The following is a 15,124-nucleotide window of genomic DNA, read 5'->3' as shown; positions in this document are numbered from 1 at the left end:
CCCCTTGCGCCGCGCGGGGCGTCAGACCGCCAGCGTGCCGCGGCCCGTGGTCTGCTCCAGCAGCACCTGCCGGGCCTGCGCGGCCGAGGACTGCCACAGCGTCGTCACCGGCTCCCACACCCGCACGCCGGTCGGTGAGCCGAGGGTCAGCGCCTGGAAGCTGCGGCCCTCCTGATCGGGCACCACCGTGACCGTCACGTACATGACGGCGGGCGCCTCGTCCTTGGCGTCCTCCGCGTCGGACACCGACAGGACCGCCGCGTACGCCGTGTCGTGCGCGGCCAGCGTGCGACCGGCGTGCGGCACCATCGGCAGCGGCAGCGCCGCCCCGTCCAGCTCTCCGTACGTGACCATCGGGACGCGGTCGACGAGGCAGGCCTTCGAGGTGTCGTTGCGCACGCTCAGCCTCAGGATGTCGGCGTTGTCCTCGGAGGGCTGGGCGCGCACGGTCACATCGTTCTCGCCGCAGCGCGCGAGCACGGCGGGGGAGGCGGAGCCGGCCGCTCCCGCCGTCGGGGCGGCGAGTGCGGTCAGGGCGAGGGCGGCGGCGGTGGCCGCCGCGGCATGACGCGTGACGTGACGAGCGCGCATCGGAATTCCCCATTCCGTGGTGGTCCGTCGTGGTCGTTCACTGCCGCCAAACGAATGAAAAGCGGCAAATGCAGGCATACGACCCTAGCGCGAAAGTGTGACCCGGGGCACGTCGCAGGGCGGGGGGTGCAGTACGCGCAAGGTTTGCACAGTGTGCAAGAATCACGCCCGTGACCGTCTCCGACCAGCCCAGCGCCCCCGCCGAGGGGCTGCGCGCGCGCAGGCGCCGCCAGACGCGCACCGAGCTGCACGCGGCCACGGTCCGGCTGGCCCGCGAGCACGGCTTCGCGCGGGTCACGGTCGAGATGATCAGCAAGGAGGTCGGCGTCTCGCCGCGCACCTTCTTCAACTACTTCCCCAGCAAGGAAGCCGCCCTCTTCGCCCTGCCCGGCACCGTTCCGCCCGCACTCGCGGACCGGTTCGCCGAGGGCGAGGGGAGCGGGACCGACGCCGTGCTGCGCGACCTCGGCGACATTCTCGCCGACCACCTCCAGGGAGCGGTCCCCGAGCCGCAGGAACTGGAGGACCTGCTGCGCATCGCGGAAGGAGTGCCCTCGGTCCTCGCCACGTTCCTCGCCCAGTGCGAGGCGGTCGAGCGGGACCTCGCCGGACTCATCGCCCGGCGCACCGGCACCCCGCCCGACGGTGCGGAGGCCGAACTGCTCGCGGGAGTCGCCATGGCGACCGTGCGCAGCGGGATCAAGCGCTGGCAGCAGTCGAGCGACCATCACGACGGGCCGGCCGGGCGCGTACGCGACGCCTTCGACGCGCTGCGCTCGCTACTGGGACCGGCCGCCGTGCAGTAGGCGCGCCACCCGTGTGACCACCTCCCCCTCGCGGTCACCCCGGATCCCCCTCCCCCCTTCTCCCCGCATCGGCACCACCGAAGCACCCCGTACGCGGCAACCGCTCTCCCCGCCGCCGGGTCAGCCCTGTACCACTCCACCCGCACACCACATCGGAGAACACCGCAATGACGCACGCCCCCGCTTCCGAGGGCATCGACTCCGGCCCCGACCCGGCGGCCGCCGGGCTCGAAGGGACCGACGAGAGCACGGTCAAGCCGCACAACTTCGGCCTGATCTTCGCCGCGCTGATGCTGACCATGCTGCTCGGCGCGCTCGACCAGACCATCGTCTCGACCGCCCTGCCGACCATCGTCGGCGAGCTCAACGGCATCGAGCACATGGCCTGGATCACCACCGCGTACATCCTCGCCGCCACCATCGGCATGCCGGTCTACGGCAAGCTCGGCGACCTCATGGGCCGCAAGAACATCTTTCTCGCGGGCATAGCCCTGTTCCTGGTGGGATCGGTGGTCTGCGGACTCGCCCAGAACATGGGCACGTTGATCGCGGGCCGCGCCCTCCAGGGCCTCGGCGGCGGTGGCCTCATGATCACCTCGCAGGCGATCATCGCCGACCTGGTGCCGCCGCGTGAGCGCGCCAAGTACATGGCCCCGATGGGCGCCGTCTTCGGTCTCTCCTCCGTCGTCGGGCCGCTGCTCGGCGGCTGGTTCACCGACGAGCACTCCTGGCGCTGGGCGTTCTGGATCAACCTGCCGCTCGGCATCCTGGCCTTCTTCGTCGCCGCCGTCGCGATCAAGCTGCCGCGCAAGGCGGTCCAGGTCACGCTCGACTACCTCGGCACGATCCTGATGGCCGCCGCCGTGACGTGCACGGTCCTGTTCGCCTCGTGGGGCGGCACGCAGTACGAGTGGTCCGACCCGCTGGTCATCGGCCTCGGCATCGGCGCCGTCGTCGCCTGGGTGCTGTTCTTCCTCGCGGAGAAGCGCGCCAAGGAGCCGGTGATCCCGCTGCACCTGTTCCGGTCGCCGATCTTCAACGTCGCCACCCTGCTCGGCATGATCGTCATCGGTCTCGGCATGTTCGCGATCGTCGGCTACATGCCCACCTACCTTCAGATGGTCTACGGCAAGTCGGCCACCGAGTCCGGGCTGCTGCTGATCCCGATGGTCGTCGGCATCATGGGCACCGCCCTGCCGTCCGGCGCGATCATGTCCAAGACCGGCAAGTACAAGGTCTATCCGATCGCCGGTACCGCGATCATCATGCTCACCGCGTACCTGATGTCGACGCTCGACGTGTCCGACCCGGTCTGGCTGGTGTGCGTGTACGTCGGTCTCGCGGGCGCGGGCGTCGGCCTGATGATGCAGACCCTCGTGCTCGCCGTGCAGAACGACTTCCCGGGCTCGGAGGTCGGCACCGCCACCTCCGCGAACAACTTCTTCCGGGAGATCGGCGCGACGCTCGGCACGGCCGTCGTCGGCGCCGTGTTCGCGAGCCGACTCACCGACCAACTGGCCTCGCGCATCCCCGCCGAGGCCGCCGCCAAGGTCGGCGACAGCGACTCGCTGACCCCGGCGCTGGTCCGCGCCCTGCCGGCCGACCTGCGCGACACGGTCGTCAACTCCTACCAGGAAGCGCTCGTCCCGATCTTCCTGTACCTGCTGCCCGTCTTCACGGTCGGTCTCGTCCTCGCCTTCGTCCTGAAGGAGAAGCCGCTCGCCGACAACGCCGACTGGCACGCGGAGAACGCGGGCCCCGCTGCGGACAAGGAGCCGGAGCCGGTCGGCTGACCGCGTCCCCGTGGGCAAAGAGCCGTGCCCCGCCGCGCTTCCTGAAGCGCGGCGGGGCACGGTCGCGTCAGTCGGCGTCCAGCCACACCCCGTCCCGCATCAGGTCCCGGCCCGCGAGCTCGTTCGCCTCGCGCCAGGCCTGGATGCGTACGGGCCGGATCCGGAAGTACGGATACGGTCCGTCGGCCGCGCGCGGATCGAACCCGGCGGCCGCGGCGAAGGCGTCCGCGAACTCCTCGGTGACCTCGTCGGGGGACAGGGCCTCGCACCGCCCCGCGATGTGCACGACGTCCCGCGTCGGCCCGATGCCGAGGTGCACGAGCCCGCTCGCCGCGAGGTTGCGCGCCACTGGATTGGTGGCCCGCGTCGACACGTACACGCATTCGTCCCGCCACAGGAACGACAGCGGCATCATGTACGGGGCGCCGTCCTCGGGCCCGGCCGTCGCGACCCACGCGTCGGCCTCCCGCTCCAGGCGGTCGAGGGTGTCCTGCTTGCGCTGCTTTGCCGAACGCGCGGGCGCGGCCTGCGACATGCGATTCTCCTTCTCGGCGAACAAACGAACATGAGTGGCGCACTGCCATGACATGACAGCACGGAGGAATGTGACAGATGGCCGACGCCGAAGTCCTGGCCGCCCGGTTCGAGGAACACCGACCGCGGCTGCGCGCCGTCGCCCACCGCATGCTCGGCTCGTCGGCGGAGGCCGACGACGTGGTGCAGGAGGCGTGGCTGCGGCTCAGCCGCACGGACGGGGCCGAGGCGATCGACAACCTCGCCGCGTGGCTGACCACGGTCGTCTCCCGCATCTGCCTCAACGCGCTGCGCGCCCGCGCCACGCGCCGCGAGGACCCGCTGGAGGTCCAGGAGCACGAGAGCGGGGAGGGCCCCGCCGACCCGGCGGACGAGGCGGTCGCGGCCGACTCCGTGGGGCTCGCGCTGATGGTCGTCCTCGACCGGCTCGCCCCGGCGGAGCGCCTCGCCTTCGTGCTGCACGACCTGTTCACCGTGCCCTTCGAGGAGATCGCGCCCATCGTCGAGCGCACCCCCGCCGCCACCCGCCAGCTGGCCAGCCGCGCGCGGCGCCGGGTGCGCGACGCCGATCCGCGCGCCACGGAGGAGGCGGACCGCGAGCGGCGCCGCGAGGTCGTCGAGGCCTTCCTCGCCGCGACGCAGGGCGGTGACTTCGAGGCGCTGCTCACCGTGCTCGACCCGGACGTCGTGGTCCGCTCGGACGCCGCGGCGATCGCCATGGGCTCGGAGCCGGAGGTGATCGGCGCGCGTGCCGTGGCCTCCCTGTACGCGGGCCGCGCCAAGGCCGCACGCCTCGCGCTGCTCGACGGTTCGGCCGGCGTGGTGTGGACGCACGCGGGCACCCTCAAGGTCGCCTTCGCCGTCGAGGTCGACCTCACGGCCGACCCGCCCCGCATCACCGGCATCGAACTCGTCGCGGACGAGAAGCGGCTGGCGGCGATGGACGTGGTGCCGCTCCCGCGACGCAGGAGCCCGGCCCCGGGAGGTCAGTCCCCGGCGGGCGCCGAATAGCACCGCACGGCCACCGATTCGCCCGGCCCCCACACCTGTTGCCCCGTCCCGAGGAACCGCCACCCGAGCCGTTCGTACAGGGCGATCGCGGCACGGTCGGTGGTGACGACGTCGAGCACGGCCAGGGCGCCGCGCAGGCATGCCTCGCGCGCGGCCCGCTCCAGGAGCGCCGCGCCGAGCCGGTGCCCGCGCGCGGACGGCGCGACGAAGAGCCGCCCCACGACGGCGACGGGTGTGTCCGCAGGTACGCGGGTCGGGGCCACGTCGCCCGGGGCGGGCCGGGCCAGCAGGACGTGCCCGGCCACGCGCCCGTCGTGGCACCCGACCCACGCGCCCACGGTGTCGCCGTCACTCAGCCAACCCACGGGATCCTTGGGCCAGTTGACTGGATAGCCGTCCGCGTGGTGCACGGCGTGCAGCACCCGCGCGCAGTCCGTCAGGTCGCGGTCCCGCCGCGCCCTGACCCGCGTACCGTCGTTCACATCGACCCACCGTTCCGCCGTCGGCTCCGTAGGCGGCATCGAAGCACACGTTCCTCAGGCGCTTGTCCGGCCTTCGCGGCCGGGCTAGCGTGCCGCCGTGGATCACTTCTCGCGCTCATGGGCCGCACTGCGCGCGGCGGTCGACGGCCTCCCCGAGCGGGCCTTCGAGCAGCCCTCGGGGTGCACCGGATGGCTGGTGCGCGACCTGGTGTGTCATCTGGTCATCGACGCGCAGGACGTGCTGATCACCCTGGTCACCCCCGCGTCGAGGGAGCCGACCGTCGACGCGGTGACGTACTGGCATGTGGACAGTGAGCCGCCGACCGGCGAGGAACCGCTCGACGCCCTGACCGTCCGCCTCGCCGCCGCCTACCAGGACCCGGACCTGCTCACTTTCCACCTCGACGACGTCGGGTCCGCGGCGGGGCGGGCCGCCAAGCTCGCCGACCCGGCGGCCCGCGTGAGCACGCAGGGGCAGGTCCTCACGGTGGGCGACTACCTCACCGCGTACGTCCTGGAGTGGACCCTGCACCACCTCGACCTGACCGCCCACCTCCCGGACGTGCCGGGACCACCCGCGGAGGGGCTCGCCCGGGCGAGGGCGCTCCTGGAGGGGATCGCCGGCGCCGCGTTCCCCACGGCGTGGGGCGACGCGGACGTGCTGCTCGTCGGAACGGGGCGCCGGGCCGCGACCGAGGCGGAACGCCGCGAACTCGGCGCTCTGGCGGGGAAGGTGCCGTTCGTCATCGGCTGACCCGGCAGGTCACGTGAAGCCACGGCCGGAAGAGGCCTCGCCGAGCCGGTCCAACACGTACGCGACATCCGGGTGCCCGGCCGTGCCCGCCCGGTACACCGCCCGCACGGTCCGCCGCACGGGGGAGTGCAGCGGATGCAGGGAGACACCCTCCAGGTGCGCGGGCAGGGCGAGTCGGGGCACCAGGGCCACTCCGGCGCCGCGTGCCACCAGGGCCGTCAGGACGCCGAAGTCGCTCGCCCGCGCCACCGCGCGCGGCACGAACCCGGCGGCCCCGCACGCCCGTTGGGTCATCTCGTGACAGGCGGTGTCCGTACCGGGCACCAGCCACGCCTCCCGCGCGAACGCGGCCAGGTCCGCCTTGTCGCCCGGCGCGAGACCGTGCCCCGCGGCCGCCTCGGGATGCAGCGCCAACTCCACCGGCTCGTCGAAGAGATGACGCTGTTCGCAGCCCGGCGGCAGCGGCCGGGGGAGCAGGCTGTACGTGTGCGTGACCGCGACGTCGACCGTCCGCTGCCGCAGTGCCTCGTCGGCGGCGTCCGGCTCGTGCTCGACGAGGTCGAGCCGAGGTGCCTCCACGCCCGGTTCGGGCCACACCTGGGGGATCAGCACCCGCGCCGCCGACGGGAACGCCGCGATGCGTACGGCTCCCGGCCGCCCCTGCCGCAGCGCCGCCACATCGGCCTGCGCCGCGGCGAGGTCGGCGAGCACCACCTGTGCGTGCTCCACGAGCAGTCGCCCCGCACCGGTCAGCCGCAGCGCCCGGCCGTGCTTCTCCAGGAGTACGAGACCCGTCTCCTTCTCCAGCGCCGCCAGCTGCTGCGAGACCGCGGGTCCGGTCAGATGCAGGGCCTCGGCGGTCGCCGCCACCGTGCCGTGCGCGGCGAACTCCGCGAGCAGCCGCAGCCGCCGCACTTCCAACACCAAAGCCCACCTTCTCAATAGGAGAAGAAAGAGTAACTGGACCTTTCCCATTCTACGGAGCAGGGTCGGGAGGGTGAAGTCCGTGACATTCGACAAGACCTCCCTCGCCCTCGCGGCCACCGTCCTGCTGTGGGCCTCCGCGTTCCCGGCCATCCGTGTCGCCCTCGACGGGTACGGGCCGGCCGCGCTCTCCTTCGTGCGGCTGGCGTCCGCGTCGCTCGTGCTGCTCGCCGTGGCGCCGTTCCTGGGCGTGCGCAGGCCGCGCAGGGCCGACCTGCCGCGCATTCTCGTCGTCGGGGCCTGCGGGATGAGCGCGTACCAACTCCTGCTGAACTGGGGCGAGACGAGGGTGCCGGCGGGCACCGCGAGCCTGATCGTCGCGTCGGTGCCCGCGATCAGCGCGCTGCTCGCCGTCGCGTTCCTGGGGGAGCGGCCGACCTGGCGCACGGTCGCGGGATCCGGCACGGCGCTCGCCGGCTGCGCGCTGATCGCCTTCGCGGGCGGGGAGACCGGCTACACGGCCGCCGCCTGGGCCGTCCTGGGTGCGGCCGTCGTACAGGCCGTCTACCACTTCGCGATCAAGCCGCTGCTGCGCCACTGCACAGGCCTCGAGGTCGCCTGCTACGCCATGTGGGCAGGCACGGTGCTGCTGCTCCCGCTGGCACCGGGAGCGCTCGGCGAGGTGATGAGGGCTCCGGCCGGGGCCACCGTCGCCGCGCTCTACCTGGGCCTGCTGCCGTCCGCCGCCGGATTCGTGGTGTGGGGGTACGCGGTCGCCCGGCTGACCGTGACGGCGGCGACCGCCGCGCTGTACCTGGTGCCGGGGGTGGCCCTGGTGGTCGCGTACCTGTGGCTGGGCGAGACGCCGACGCCCGTTGAGGTGGTCGGCGGGATCGTGACGCTGGCGGGTGTCGTACTGCTCGGGCGCGCCGCACCGAAGAGGCGCGGCGCGCCCGAGGAGCGGTGCGGCGCACCCGCGGACCGTGTCACGCCAGCGACAGGAACAGCTTCTCCAGCTCATCCTCGCTGAGCGGCGGCTGCTCGCCGTCCGCCGCGTTCATGCAGTCCCGCATGCCCGAGGCGATGATCTTGAATCCGGCCCGGTCGAGCGCGCGCGAGACGGCGGCCAGCTGCGTGACCACGTCCTTGCAGTCGCGGCCCGCCTCGATCATCGCGATGACGCCGGTCAGCTGCCCCTGCGCGCGGCGCAGCCGCTTCAGGACGGCGTCCATCGCCTCCGGGTTGCCCGTGCCGCTCATGAGCGCAGGGCCGCGCGGGCGGTGTCGAGCGCGCCCGGCGCGGGGCGGTTGAAGGGAAGCTTGCCGAGCATCGCCGCCATGCCGCACGTGTTGCTCACGCCGGAGTAGACGAGGCCGGAGGCGACGCCCGCGGCGAGCAGCCGGGCCTTCGGGGCGCGGCGCCCGAACGCGAGGCCGAGCAGGACCAGCGAACCGGCGGCGAACCGGACCTGGCGGTCCATCGCCCAGACGGCGCGCTCGGGGCGGGCCGCGGTGTCGACCGGCAGCCCCTCGGCGGTCCAGGCCTGCGTGCCGCCGTCGAGCCCGATGGCGTCGACGCCGGCCTCGGCGAGCTTCGCGCAGGCGGCGGCGGAGCGGTGCCCGGCCGCGCACACGACGACGATCCGGCGGCGCCCGGCCGCGTCACGCAGGTCGGGCAGCAGCTCGTCGATGAGCTCCGCGGGCACATTGAGGGCGCCGGGCACGTGCCCCGACGCGTACTCGGCGGGGGCGCGCACATCGAGGACGAGGGTGTCGTCGGCGGCCGCGCCGTGCAGATCGGCGGGGGCGAGGGTGGTGCTCATGTCTCTCCTGTCTCCCTGGTATACCCCCGAGGGTATCACCACGTACCCCCGTAGGTATGTGACCCGACCGTCCGGACGAAGTCCCACCGAAAGCAGGACAAGGGATGTCGGGATTCCGGGACATGCTCGTGAGAGCGAGCCGCACGGCAACGGCACCGTGAGCCGCGCGGCGATGACGCTTGACACCTGGAAGCAACGGGAGACACCTCCATGCCTGACAACGCCCACCCGGCGACCGACGAACAACCCCTGCGCGGCAAGGTCGCCCTGGTCGCGGGGGCCACCCGCGGCGCCGGCCGCGGCATCGCCGTCGAACTCGGCGCGGCCGGCGCCACCGTCTACGTCACCGGCCGCAGCACCCGCGCCCGCCGCTCCGAGTACGACCGCCCGGAGACCATCGAGGACACCGCGGATCTCGTCACGGCCGCCGGGGGCCAGGGCGTCGCCGTCCCCACCGACCACCTCGAACAGGACCAGGTGCGCGCCCTCGTCGAGCGCATCGATCGCGAACAGGGCCGCCTCGACATCCTCGTCAACGACATCTGGGGCGGCGAGAACCTCTTCGAATGGGACACGCCCGTCTGGGAGCACGACCTCGACAACGGGCTCAGGCTGCACCGGCTGTCCTTCGAGACGCACGCCATCACCAGCCACTACGCGCTGCCGCTGCTGCTACGCACCCCGGGCGGCCTGGTCGTCGAGGTCACCGACGGCACGGCCGAGTACAACAGCGCGAACTACCGCGTGTCCTTCTTCTACGACCTGGCCAAGAGCTCCGTCCTGCGCATGGCGTTCGCCCTCGGCCACGAACTCGGCTCGCGCGGCGCCACCGCCGTCGCGCTCACCCCCGGCTGGATGCGCTCGGAGATCATGCTCGGCCACTACGACGTCACCGAGGAGAACTGGCGGGACGCGGTGCGGGTCCAGCCGCACTTCGCCATCTCCGAGACGCCCCGCTACACCGGCCGCGCGGTCGCCGCGCTCGCCGCCGACCCGGACGTCGCCCGGTTCAACGGGACGTCCCAGTCCAGCGGCGGCCTCGCCAAGGTCTACGGGTTCACCGACCTCGACGGCAGCAGGCCCGACTCCTGGCGCTACCTCGTCGAGGTGCAGGACGCGGGCAAGCCGGCGGACGTCACCGGATACCGCTGACCGTCGAGAACGGCCGCTCGGCCCTCGTCTGCGAGAATCCGTCTCATGACATCGGCCATCGTTCCAGGACAGGTCCTCGGCGACCCCGCCCCGCGCACCGCGACGCGGGAGCCGAGCCGCCCCTGACCCATGTGCTCGCCCGGTGACGACCGCCGGGCCGCCTCCCGCTCCTCGCCCATGTGCGCTTCGTGCCCCGCACGTTCCACTCCGAGGAGTTCCCAAGGTGACCGTCCTGTCCTGGACCGAACCCGATACCGACACCACCCGCACCGCGTCCTGGCGCGCGCTCGGCGGTGGACGGCCGCCCCGGCGCGTCGTCGTCGCCGAGGACCGGACCCGCGCGCGGGAGGCCTACCGCCACGCCTGCGAAGGCACCGCGCTGTTGTGGCGCGGCGACTACCACGGCGCCCGGCAGCTGCTGAGCGCCCTCGGCCGCCGCGTCGACCGGGCGCTGCCGTTCGCCGAGGGCTTCCACGAGCACCGCAGGAACCGCGTCCACCGCGCCCGCGTCCTCGGCATGCTCCTGGTCGTCCTCGGCCCTGACCACGGCCTCGACCTGCGCCGCGCCCCCGACGTGCGCCGCGCGTGCACCGAGGCGTACGGGCCCGCTCCCGGCACCCCCGGAGTCGTGCCGCTGCGCGAGCTGCTCGGTGTGCTCGGCGCGCACGAATGGCGCCGTACCGGCGTGCCCGTGGCCGCTCTCGACGGTGCCCGCATCCACCCGCACTATGGGGTGTTCGCCCCGGTCAGGGGCGAGTACGTCGACCTGGTCCACGGTGCGGAGCTGCCCCGCGGCGCGGCCGGCGGCGTCGCCTTCGACCTCGGCACCGGCACGGGGGTGCTCGCCGCCGTCCTCGCCCGGCGCGGCGTCGGCAGGGTCGTCGCCACCGACGCGGCGCCGCGCGCCCTCGCCTGCGCCCGCGACAACGTCCACCGGCTCGGGCTCGCGGACCGGATCGAGGTGAGCGACGCGGGGCTCTGGCCCGAGCGCGGGCGCGCCGCCCTCGTCGTCTGCAACCCGCCGTGGCTGCCGGCGCGCCCCGCCTCATCCCTCGAAGAGGGCGTGTACGACCCCGACTCGCGCATGCTGCACGGCTTCCTCGGCGGGCTCGCGGGCCGCCTCGAACCCGGCGGCGAGGGCTGGCTCATCCTCTCCGACCTGGCCGAACTGCTCGGACTGCGGGGCCGCGACGAGCTGACGAACGCCTTCGCCGCGGCGGGTCTGCGCGTCGCAGGCCGGCTCGACGTCCGGCCGCGCCACCCGCGCTCGCACGACCGCACCGATCCGCTGCACGCCGCACGCGCGGCGGAGACGACGTCGCTGTGGCGATTGGTCCCGACGGGGGAGGCCACCGTGCGTACATGACGGTGAATCAGGCGTGGCAGGGTGGGACCAGAGTGGCGATATGGGGTAAAGGGTTCAGATCGCACCCGCTCCGACATCCGCTCGACGGAGGTACTCCATGGCCCCCCAGCACCGTCTCCGCCGCCGCCACGCGGTGGCCGCGGCCGCCCTGCTGATCAGCACGCTCGCCGGGGCGGCGCCCGCGGGGGCCGGAGCGGCGGAGGGCAGATCCGCTCCGGCCCCGGGGCAGCAGGCCGCCAAGGGCAGGGGGACCAACCTGCTCGTCGCGGGGCTCGACCGGCGCAGCGGAATGTCCCGCGAGGAGATCCAGCGGCTGCACGTCGGCGGCCAGGAGTGCGGCTGCACCGACGTGCTGATGCTCGTGCACATCGCCGCGGACGGCCGTCGTCTCAGCGTCGTCTCCCTCCCCCGCGACTCCTTCGTCCGCTTCGCCCGGCACGACCACCCCGCGCACAGCGGAAAGATCAACGGGGCCTACGCGCACGGGGGCCGGGACCTGACCGTCCGGACCGTCGAACGTGCCACAGGGCTGCGCGTCGACCACTACATGGAGGCCGACTTCCGCGGATTCGTCGCGGCCGTCGACGACCTGGGCGGCGCCGAGGTGTGCAGCGACAGGCCGCTGCGGGACGAGAATTCGGGACTCGACCTGGCCGCGGGCACCCACGACATCGACGGCAGGCACGCCCTGCGCTACGTCCGCGCCCGCCACCTCAACCCGCCCGGCGACCTCGGACGGGTCCGCCGCCAACAGAAGATGCTGCTCGGCATGTTGGCGCGGCTCTCCGACGCGAAGGTCTTCAAGGACCCGATGGCGACCGCCCGTACGGCCCGCGCGCTGATGTCGCACGTGCGCACCGACGGCCACACGGACACCCGAACGCTGATGTCCCTGGCGTGGAAGCTGCGCGACCTCACGCCGCGGCGGACGGAGTTCGCCACCGTGCCCATCTCGAACTTCGACTACCGGGATCCCCAATGGGGCTCGTCGCTGCTGTGGGACGACAAGCGGGCGAAGGAGATGTTCGGGGCGCTGCGCGCGGACCGGCCGCTGACGTCCACCCGGAAGTCCGGCGGTCCCGTCCCGGTCGGCATGCCGCCCCAGGAGACCAAGGTGCGGGTCGACGACCCGCGCGTCGCCGCCGGGCTGCGGGAGAGCGGCTTCGACGTGACCGAGGCGCCCGCGCCGAGCAGCCGCCCGAGCGGACCCACCGTCGTCACGTACGATCCCGAACGCGCCCGCTTCGCGCCCTCTCTGGCGGCCGCGCTCCCCGGCGCGAAGCTGCGGTCCGTGGCCGGTTTCGGCCCGGTCTTCCGCGTCGCCGTCGGCGGCGGCGATCAGAGTGTGACGCAAGTGACGTACGACCGCAGCATGGTGGAAGGGGCCCCGGTTACCGGAGACCGGCTGCGCTGCGGGAACCCTTCGGGCAAAAAGGGCTGAAAACCGACTGCTGCGGGGCCACTTGAGGTCCGGTGACGGGAGCGCGACGCTCCGTGTTGCGGTTACGGTTCTGCTGTGGTGATCAACGCGCAAGGCAACAACGAGGCACATTCCACCGAGCCGGGCACGGCACTGCTCCTCGCGGCCGCGCCCGTCGGCAAGGCGGGCCTCATCGACGCGGTCTCCGTGCTGCCCACGCTCGCGGCGGTGCCGCCGGACGTGCTCACCGGCACGGCGGCGGCGTCCGTCGTCGAACTCGCGGACCCGCTCGACCCGCAGGCAGTCCTCACCCGCCTGCGCACCGCGGCCGCGCAGCCGGGGCCGCTCCACCTGTACGTCGCGGGCCAGCTCCACCTCGACCAGCGCCAGCGCCTGTTGCACCTGGCCCTCGCCCGCACCACCCCGTCGACGCTTCGCTACACGGGGCTGCCGTGGCACTGGCTCACCGGTGAACTCACCCGGCGCCGCGCGCACACCACGACCGTCGTGCTCGACCTCGTCGCCGACGCGGAGGCCTGGAAGCACGTCGGATCGGGCGGCCTGGGCCTCGGTCACGGCACCAGCGTCTTCGGCCGGGTGCTGCCGCCACCGCCCCGCCGCACCACCCTCACCCCCACCTACCTCCGCGCCTACGCGGACATCTGGCGGACGGGCGCCCGCCCCACCCCGCCCGACCTCCACGAGACGGCCGCGGCCCACGCGGGCCCGGCGGACGCGCTGTTCGTGGCGCTGGGGTCGGGGTACGTGGCGCCGGGTTCGCGTGTGCCCGCGGCGGCGAGCGGTCACCCGGCCGAGCCCGCGCCCGCGGGACGGCCAGGCGGGGCGGAGGCTCCGAGGTCCGGTTCGGGTACGCCCTCGGCCCCCGAGGCGGGAGCGAGCCCAGGCTCCTCTCCGGCCTCGGACCCGACGCCGATACCGGTCGCGCACCCGACGCCGGCCCGGGAATCGGCCCACGTCCCGCCGTCGCACCCGGCATCGACTCCCACCCAGGCCTCTGCTCCCGCCCCGGCCCCAAGCCCGGCTCCGGCCTCGGCTCCGGTTCCGACTTCGGGCTCTGCTCCGGCTCCCGCGCCGGCCCCAAGTCCGGCTCCGACTTCGACCCCAAGTCCGGCTCCGGCTCCGACTTCGGCTCCCGCGCCGACCCCAAGCCCGGCTCCGGCTCCTGCCCCGGCCCCAAGCCCGGCTCCGACTTCGGGCTCTGCTCCGGCCCCAAGCCCGACTCCGGTCCCGGCTCCGACTTCGGCTCCGGCCTCTGCTCCGGCTCCCGCGTCGGCCCCAAGCCCGGCTCCGGTCCCGGCTCCGGCTCCGACTTCGGCTCCCGCGCCGGCCCCAAGTCCGGCTCCGGCCTCGGCTCCGGTTCCGACTTCGGGCTCTGCTCCGGCTCCCGCGTCGGCCCCAAGCCCGGCTCCGGTCCCGGACTCGGCTCCGGCCTCGGTCTCAACTGCGGCTCCGGGCGGGGCGTCGAACTTGGCTCCGGGCTCGGTCCCAACTTCGGCTCCGGTTCCGACTTCGGCCCCGACTCCGGCTCCGGCTCCGGCCCCAACTTCGGTCCCGGTCCCGGCCTCGGCCCAGCCTTCGGCCCCAGCGGTGCCTCCGGTGTCTGCCGGGGCAGCCGCATCGGGGCCGCTGCCGGATCCGGCGCCCGCGCCGACTCTGGCGCCCGCGCCGACTCCGGTACCCGTCACGGACGCGGCTCCGGTGTCCGCTCCCGCTGCGGGCCCGGTTTCGGCTCCGGCCGCGGAGCACGTCCAGGAGCCCGCCCTGGGGCCCGCCGCGGAGCACGTCCAAGCGCCCGACCCCGGGCCCGCCGTGCGGCTCGGCAAGGCTTCGGACCCGGGGCATGTCCAGGCCCCCGCCCCCGGTCCGACCGTTCAGCTCTCCGAGGCGCCGGTTCTGGGCCCGGTCGTGACGCCCCCGGCCGCCGCTCCCATCAGCCCACAGCCCGCCCCCGACCCCGCCCCCGCGCCCGTCGTCCCGCCCATGCCCGCCGTCGCGCCTGCGCGGCCCGCCGAGCCCGACCCGCACGCTCTGCTGCTCGCCGCCGTGCAGGCGGGGCGGCACGGGGAGGCCGCGTCCATCGCCGCCGCGTGGGAAGGGGAGGCGCTGCGGGTGCACGGGATGCGGTCCTCGCAGGTCGTGCACTGGATGGAGGTGCGGGCCGACCTCGCACGCCTGGCCGACGAACCGGGACGCAGCTGCGAGTTGTGGATCGCCGTGGCGCACGCCCGGATCGCGCGCGGCGAGTCACCCTCCGACGAGGACGTGGAGGCGGCCGCCGACCGTGCCCACCACCAGTTCGAACAGGTCCGTGACCCGGAGCGGGCCCGTGGGCACGCCGCCGGTCTGACCGCCCTGCGGGAACAGGTACCGGGCCGACGCCCCGGCGCCCTCGACGCGATCAAGCGCCGCCTCGACGCGCTCGGTGACCCGACCCGGAAGGCCTGAGGC

The 15,124-nt window shown here is 73.9% G+C and carries 15 protein-coding genes; 9 read left to right on the top strand and 6 right to left on the bottom strand.

Going from position 1 to position 15,124, the window contains the following annotated elements; all coding sequences use genetic code 11:
* Window positions 1–21: 21 nt before the first annotated feature.
* The gene (locus ACNYS0_RS01000; RefSeq protein ID WP_422470688.1) at window positions 22–591 is read right to left on the bottom strand and encodes a DUF4232 domain-containing protein; all 570 of its coding nucleotides are present in this window, start codon (window positions 589–591) and stop codon (window positions 22–24) included.
* Window positions 592–761: 170 nt separating this feature from the next.
* Here ACNYS0_RS01000 and ACNYS0_RS00995 point away from each other — a divergent pair, with 170 nt between their 5' ends.
* A complete protein-coding gene (locus tag ACNYS0_RS00995) occupies window positions 762–1,397 on the top strand; it encodes a TetR/AcrR family transcriptional regulator (RefSeq protein WP_422470687.1) in 636 nt (211 codons plus the stop codon).
* A gap of 167 nt (window positions 1,398–1,564) precedes the next feature.
* A complete protein-coding gene (locus tag ACNYS0_RS00990; protein ID WP_422470686.1) occupies window positions 1,565–3,190 on the top strand; it encodes an MDR family MFS transporter in 1,626 nt (541 codons plus the stop codon).
* A 67-nt stretch (window positions 3,191–3,257) separates the two neighbouring features.
* Here ACNYS0_RS00990 and ACNYS0_RS00985 read toward each other — a convergent pair whose 3' ends face one another.
* Window positions 3,258–3,725: a pyridoxamine 5'-phosphate oxidase family protein gene (locus ACNYS0_RS00985; RefSeq protein WP_422470685.1), complete on the bottom strand. Its 468-nt coding sequence runs from the start codon at window positions 3,723–3,725 to the stop codon at window positions 3,258–3,260.
* A gap of 77 nt (window positions 3,726–3,802) precedes the next feature.
* Here ACNYS0_RS00985 and ACNYS0_RS00980 point away from each other — a divergent pair, with 77 nt between their 5' ends.
* Entirely contained in the window at window positions 3,803–4,735 is a 933-nt protein-coding gene (locus ACNYS0_RS00980) for a sigma-70 family RNA polymerase sigma factor (protein WP_422470684.1), read from the top strand.
* Here the strand turns inward: ACNYS0_RS00980 and ACNYS0_RS00975 are convergent.
* Entirely contained in the window at window positions 4,711–5,217 is a 507-nt protein-coding gene (locus ACNYS0_RS00975; RefSeq protein ID WP_422470683.1) for a GNAT family N-acetyltransferase, read from the bottom strand. The two genes, ACNYS0_RS00980 and ACNYS0_RS00975, sit on opposite strands and share 25 nt — an antisense overlap.
* A gap of 97 nt (window positions 5,218–5,314) precedes the next feature.
* Here ACNYS0_RS00975 and ACNYS0_RS00970 point away from each other — a divergent pair, with 97 nt between their 5' ends.
* The gene (locus ACNYS0_RS00970; RefSeq protein ID WP_422470682.1) at window positions 5,315–5,971 is read left to right on the top strand and encodes a maleylpyruvate isomerase N-terminal domain-containing protein; all 657 of its coding nucleotides are present in this window, start codon (window positions 5,315–5,317) and stop codon (window positions 5,969–5,971) included.
* Window positions 5,972–5,980: 9 nt separating this feature from the next.
* Here ACNYS0_RS00970 and ACNYS0_RS00965 read toward each other — a convergent pair whose 3' ends face one another.
* Window positions 5,981–6,895: a LysR family transcriptional regulator gene (locus ACNYS0_RS00965; RefSeq protein ID WP_422470681.1), complete on the bottom strand. Its 915-nt coding sequence runs from the start codon at window positions 6,893–6,895 to the stop codon at window positions 5,981–5,983.
* 82 nt (window positions 6,896–6,977) lie between these two features.
* On the opposite strand from ACNYS0_RS00965, the gene ACNYS0_RS00960 reads away from it, so the two are divergent.
* Window positions 6,978–7,925, top strand: coding sequence for a DMT family transporter (locus ACNYS0_RS00960; RefSeq protein WP_422470680.1), 948 nt, complete (start codon window positions 6,978–6,980; stop codon window positions 7,923–7,925).
* Here ACNYS0_RS00960 and ACNYS0_RS00955 read toward each other — a convergent pair.
* Both ACNYS0_RS00955 and ACNYS0_RS00950 read right to left on the bottom strand, forming a co-directional pair.
* Window positions 7,882–8,154, bottom strand: coding sequence for a metal-sensitive transcriptional regulator (locus ACNYS0_RS00955; protein ID WP_326021604.1), 273 nt, complete (start codon window positions 8,152–8,154; stop codon window positions 7,882–7,884). The two genes, ACNYS0_RS00960 and ACNYS0_RS00955, sit on opposite strands and share 44 nt — an antisense overlap.
* On the bottom strand, window positions 8,151–8,717 hold the full coding sequence (locus ACNYS0_RS00950) for a rhodanese-like domain-containing protein (RefSeq protein WP_422470679.1): 567 nt from the start codon (window positions 8,715–8,717) through the stop codon (window positions 8,151–8,153). The genes ACNYS0_RS00955 and ACNYS0_RS00950 overlap by 4 nt, the downstream gene beginning before the upstream one ends.
* A gap of 210 nt (window positions 8,718–8,927) precedes the next feature.
* Between ACNYS0_RS00950 and ACNYS0_RS00945 the strand changes: the two genes are divergently transcribed.
* From ACNYS0_RS00945 to ACNYS0_RS00930, 4 genes are all read left to right on the top strand, one after another.
* On the top strand, window positions 8,928–9,869 hold the full coding sequence (locus ACNYS0_RS00945; RefSeq protein WP_422470678.1) for an SDR family oxidoreductase: 942 nt from the start codon (window positions 8,928–8,930) through the stop codon (window positions 9,867–9,869).
* Between the two features lie 223 nt (window positions 9,870–10,092).
* Complete coding sequence (locus ACNYS0_RS00940) at window positions 10,093–11,235, top strand: methyltransferase (RefSeq protein ID WP_422470677.1); 1,143 nt, start codon at window positions 10,093–10,095, stop codon at window positions 11,233–11,235.
* Window positions 11,236–11,332: 97 nt separating this feature from the next.
* Window positions 11,333–12,676 (top strand): LCP family protein, encoded by a 1,344-nt coding sequence (locus ACNYS0_RS00935; RefSeq protein ID WP_422470676.1) that lies wholly within the window; start codon window positions 11,333–11,335, stop codon window positions 12,674–12,676.
* Window positions 12,677–12,754: 78 nt separating this feature from the next.
* Window positions 12,755–15,121, top strand: coding sequence for a hypothetical protein (locus ACNYS0_RS00930; RefSeq protein WP_422470675.1), 2,367 nt, complete (start codon window positions 12,755–12,757; stop codon window positions 15,119–15,121).
* Window positions 15,122–15,124: the final 3 nt, after the last annotated feature.

Source organism: Streptomyces anthophorae (genome assembly GCF_049310305.1).
GTDB lineage: Bacteria > Actinomycetota > Actinomycetes > Streptomycetales > Streptomycetaceae > Streptomyces.
The sequence above is the reverse complement of the archived record's forward strand: the minus strand, read 5'-3'. Positions and strand labels throughout refer to the sequence as shown.

Bases quoted from the DNA above. Each gene is read 5' to 3' on its own strand.
- ACNYS0_RS00980 (WP_422470684.1), top strand. From the start codon at position 3,803: ATGGCCGACGCCGAAGTCCTGGCCGCCCGGTTCGAGGAACACCGACCG.
- ACNYS0_RS00950 (WP_422470679.1), bottom strand. From the start codon at position 8,717: ATGAGCACCACCCTCGCCCCCGCCGATCTGCACGGCGCGGCCGCCGAC.
- ACNYS0_RS00985 (WP_422470685.1), bottom strand. From the start codon at position 3,725: ATGTCGCAGGCCGCGCCCGCGCGTTCGGCAAAGCAGCGCAAGCAGGAC.
- ACNYS0_RS00990 (WP_422470686.1), top strand. From the start codon at position 1,565: ATGACGCACGCCCCCGCTTCCGAGGGCATCGACTCCGGCCCCGACCCG.
- ACNYS0_RS00945 (WP_422470678.1), top strand. From the start codon at position 8,928: ATGCCTGACAACGCCCACCCGGCGACCGACGAACAACCCCTGCGCGGC.
- ACNYS0_RS00955 (WP_326021604.1), bottom strand. From the start codon at position 8,154: ATGAGCGGCACGGGCAACCCGGAGGCGATGGACGCCGTCCTGAAGCGG.
- ACNYS0_RS00935 (WP_422470676.1), top strand. From the start codon at position 11,333: ATGGCCCCCCAGCACCGTCTCCGCCGCCGCCACGCGGTGGCCGCGGCC.
- ACNYS0_RS01000 (WP_422470688.1), bottom strand. From the start codon at position 591: ATGCGCGCTCGTCACGTCACGCGTCATGCCGCGGCGGCCACCGCCGCC.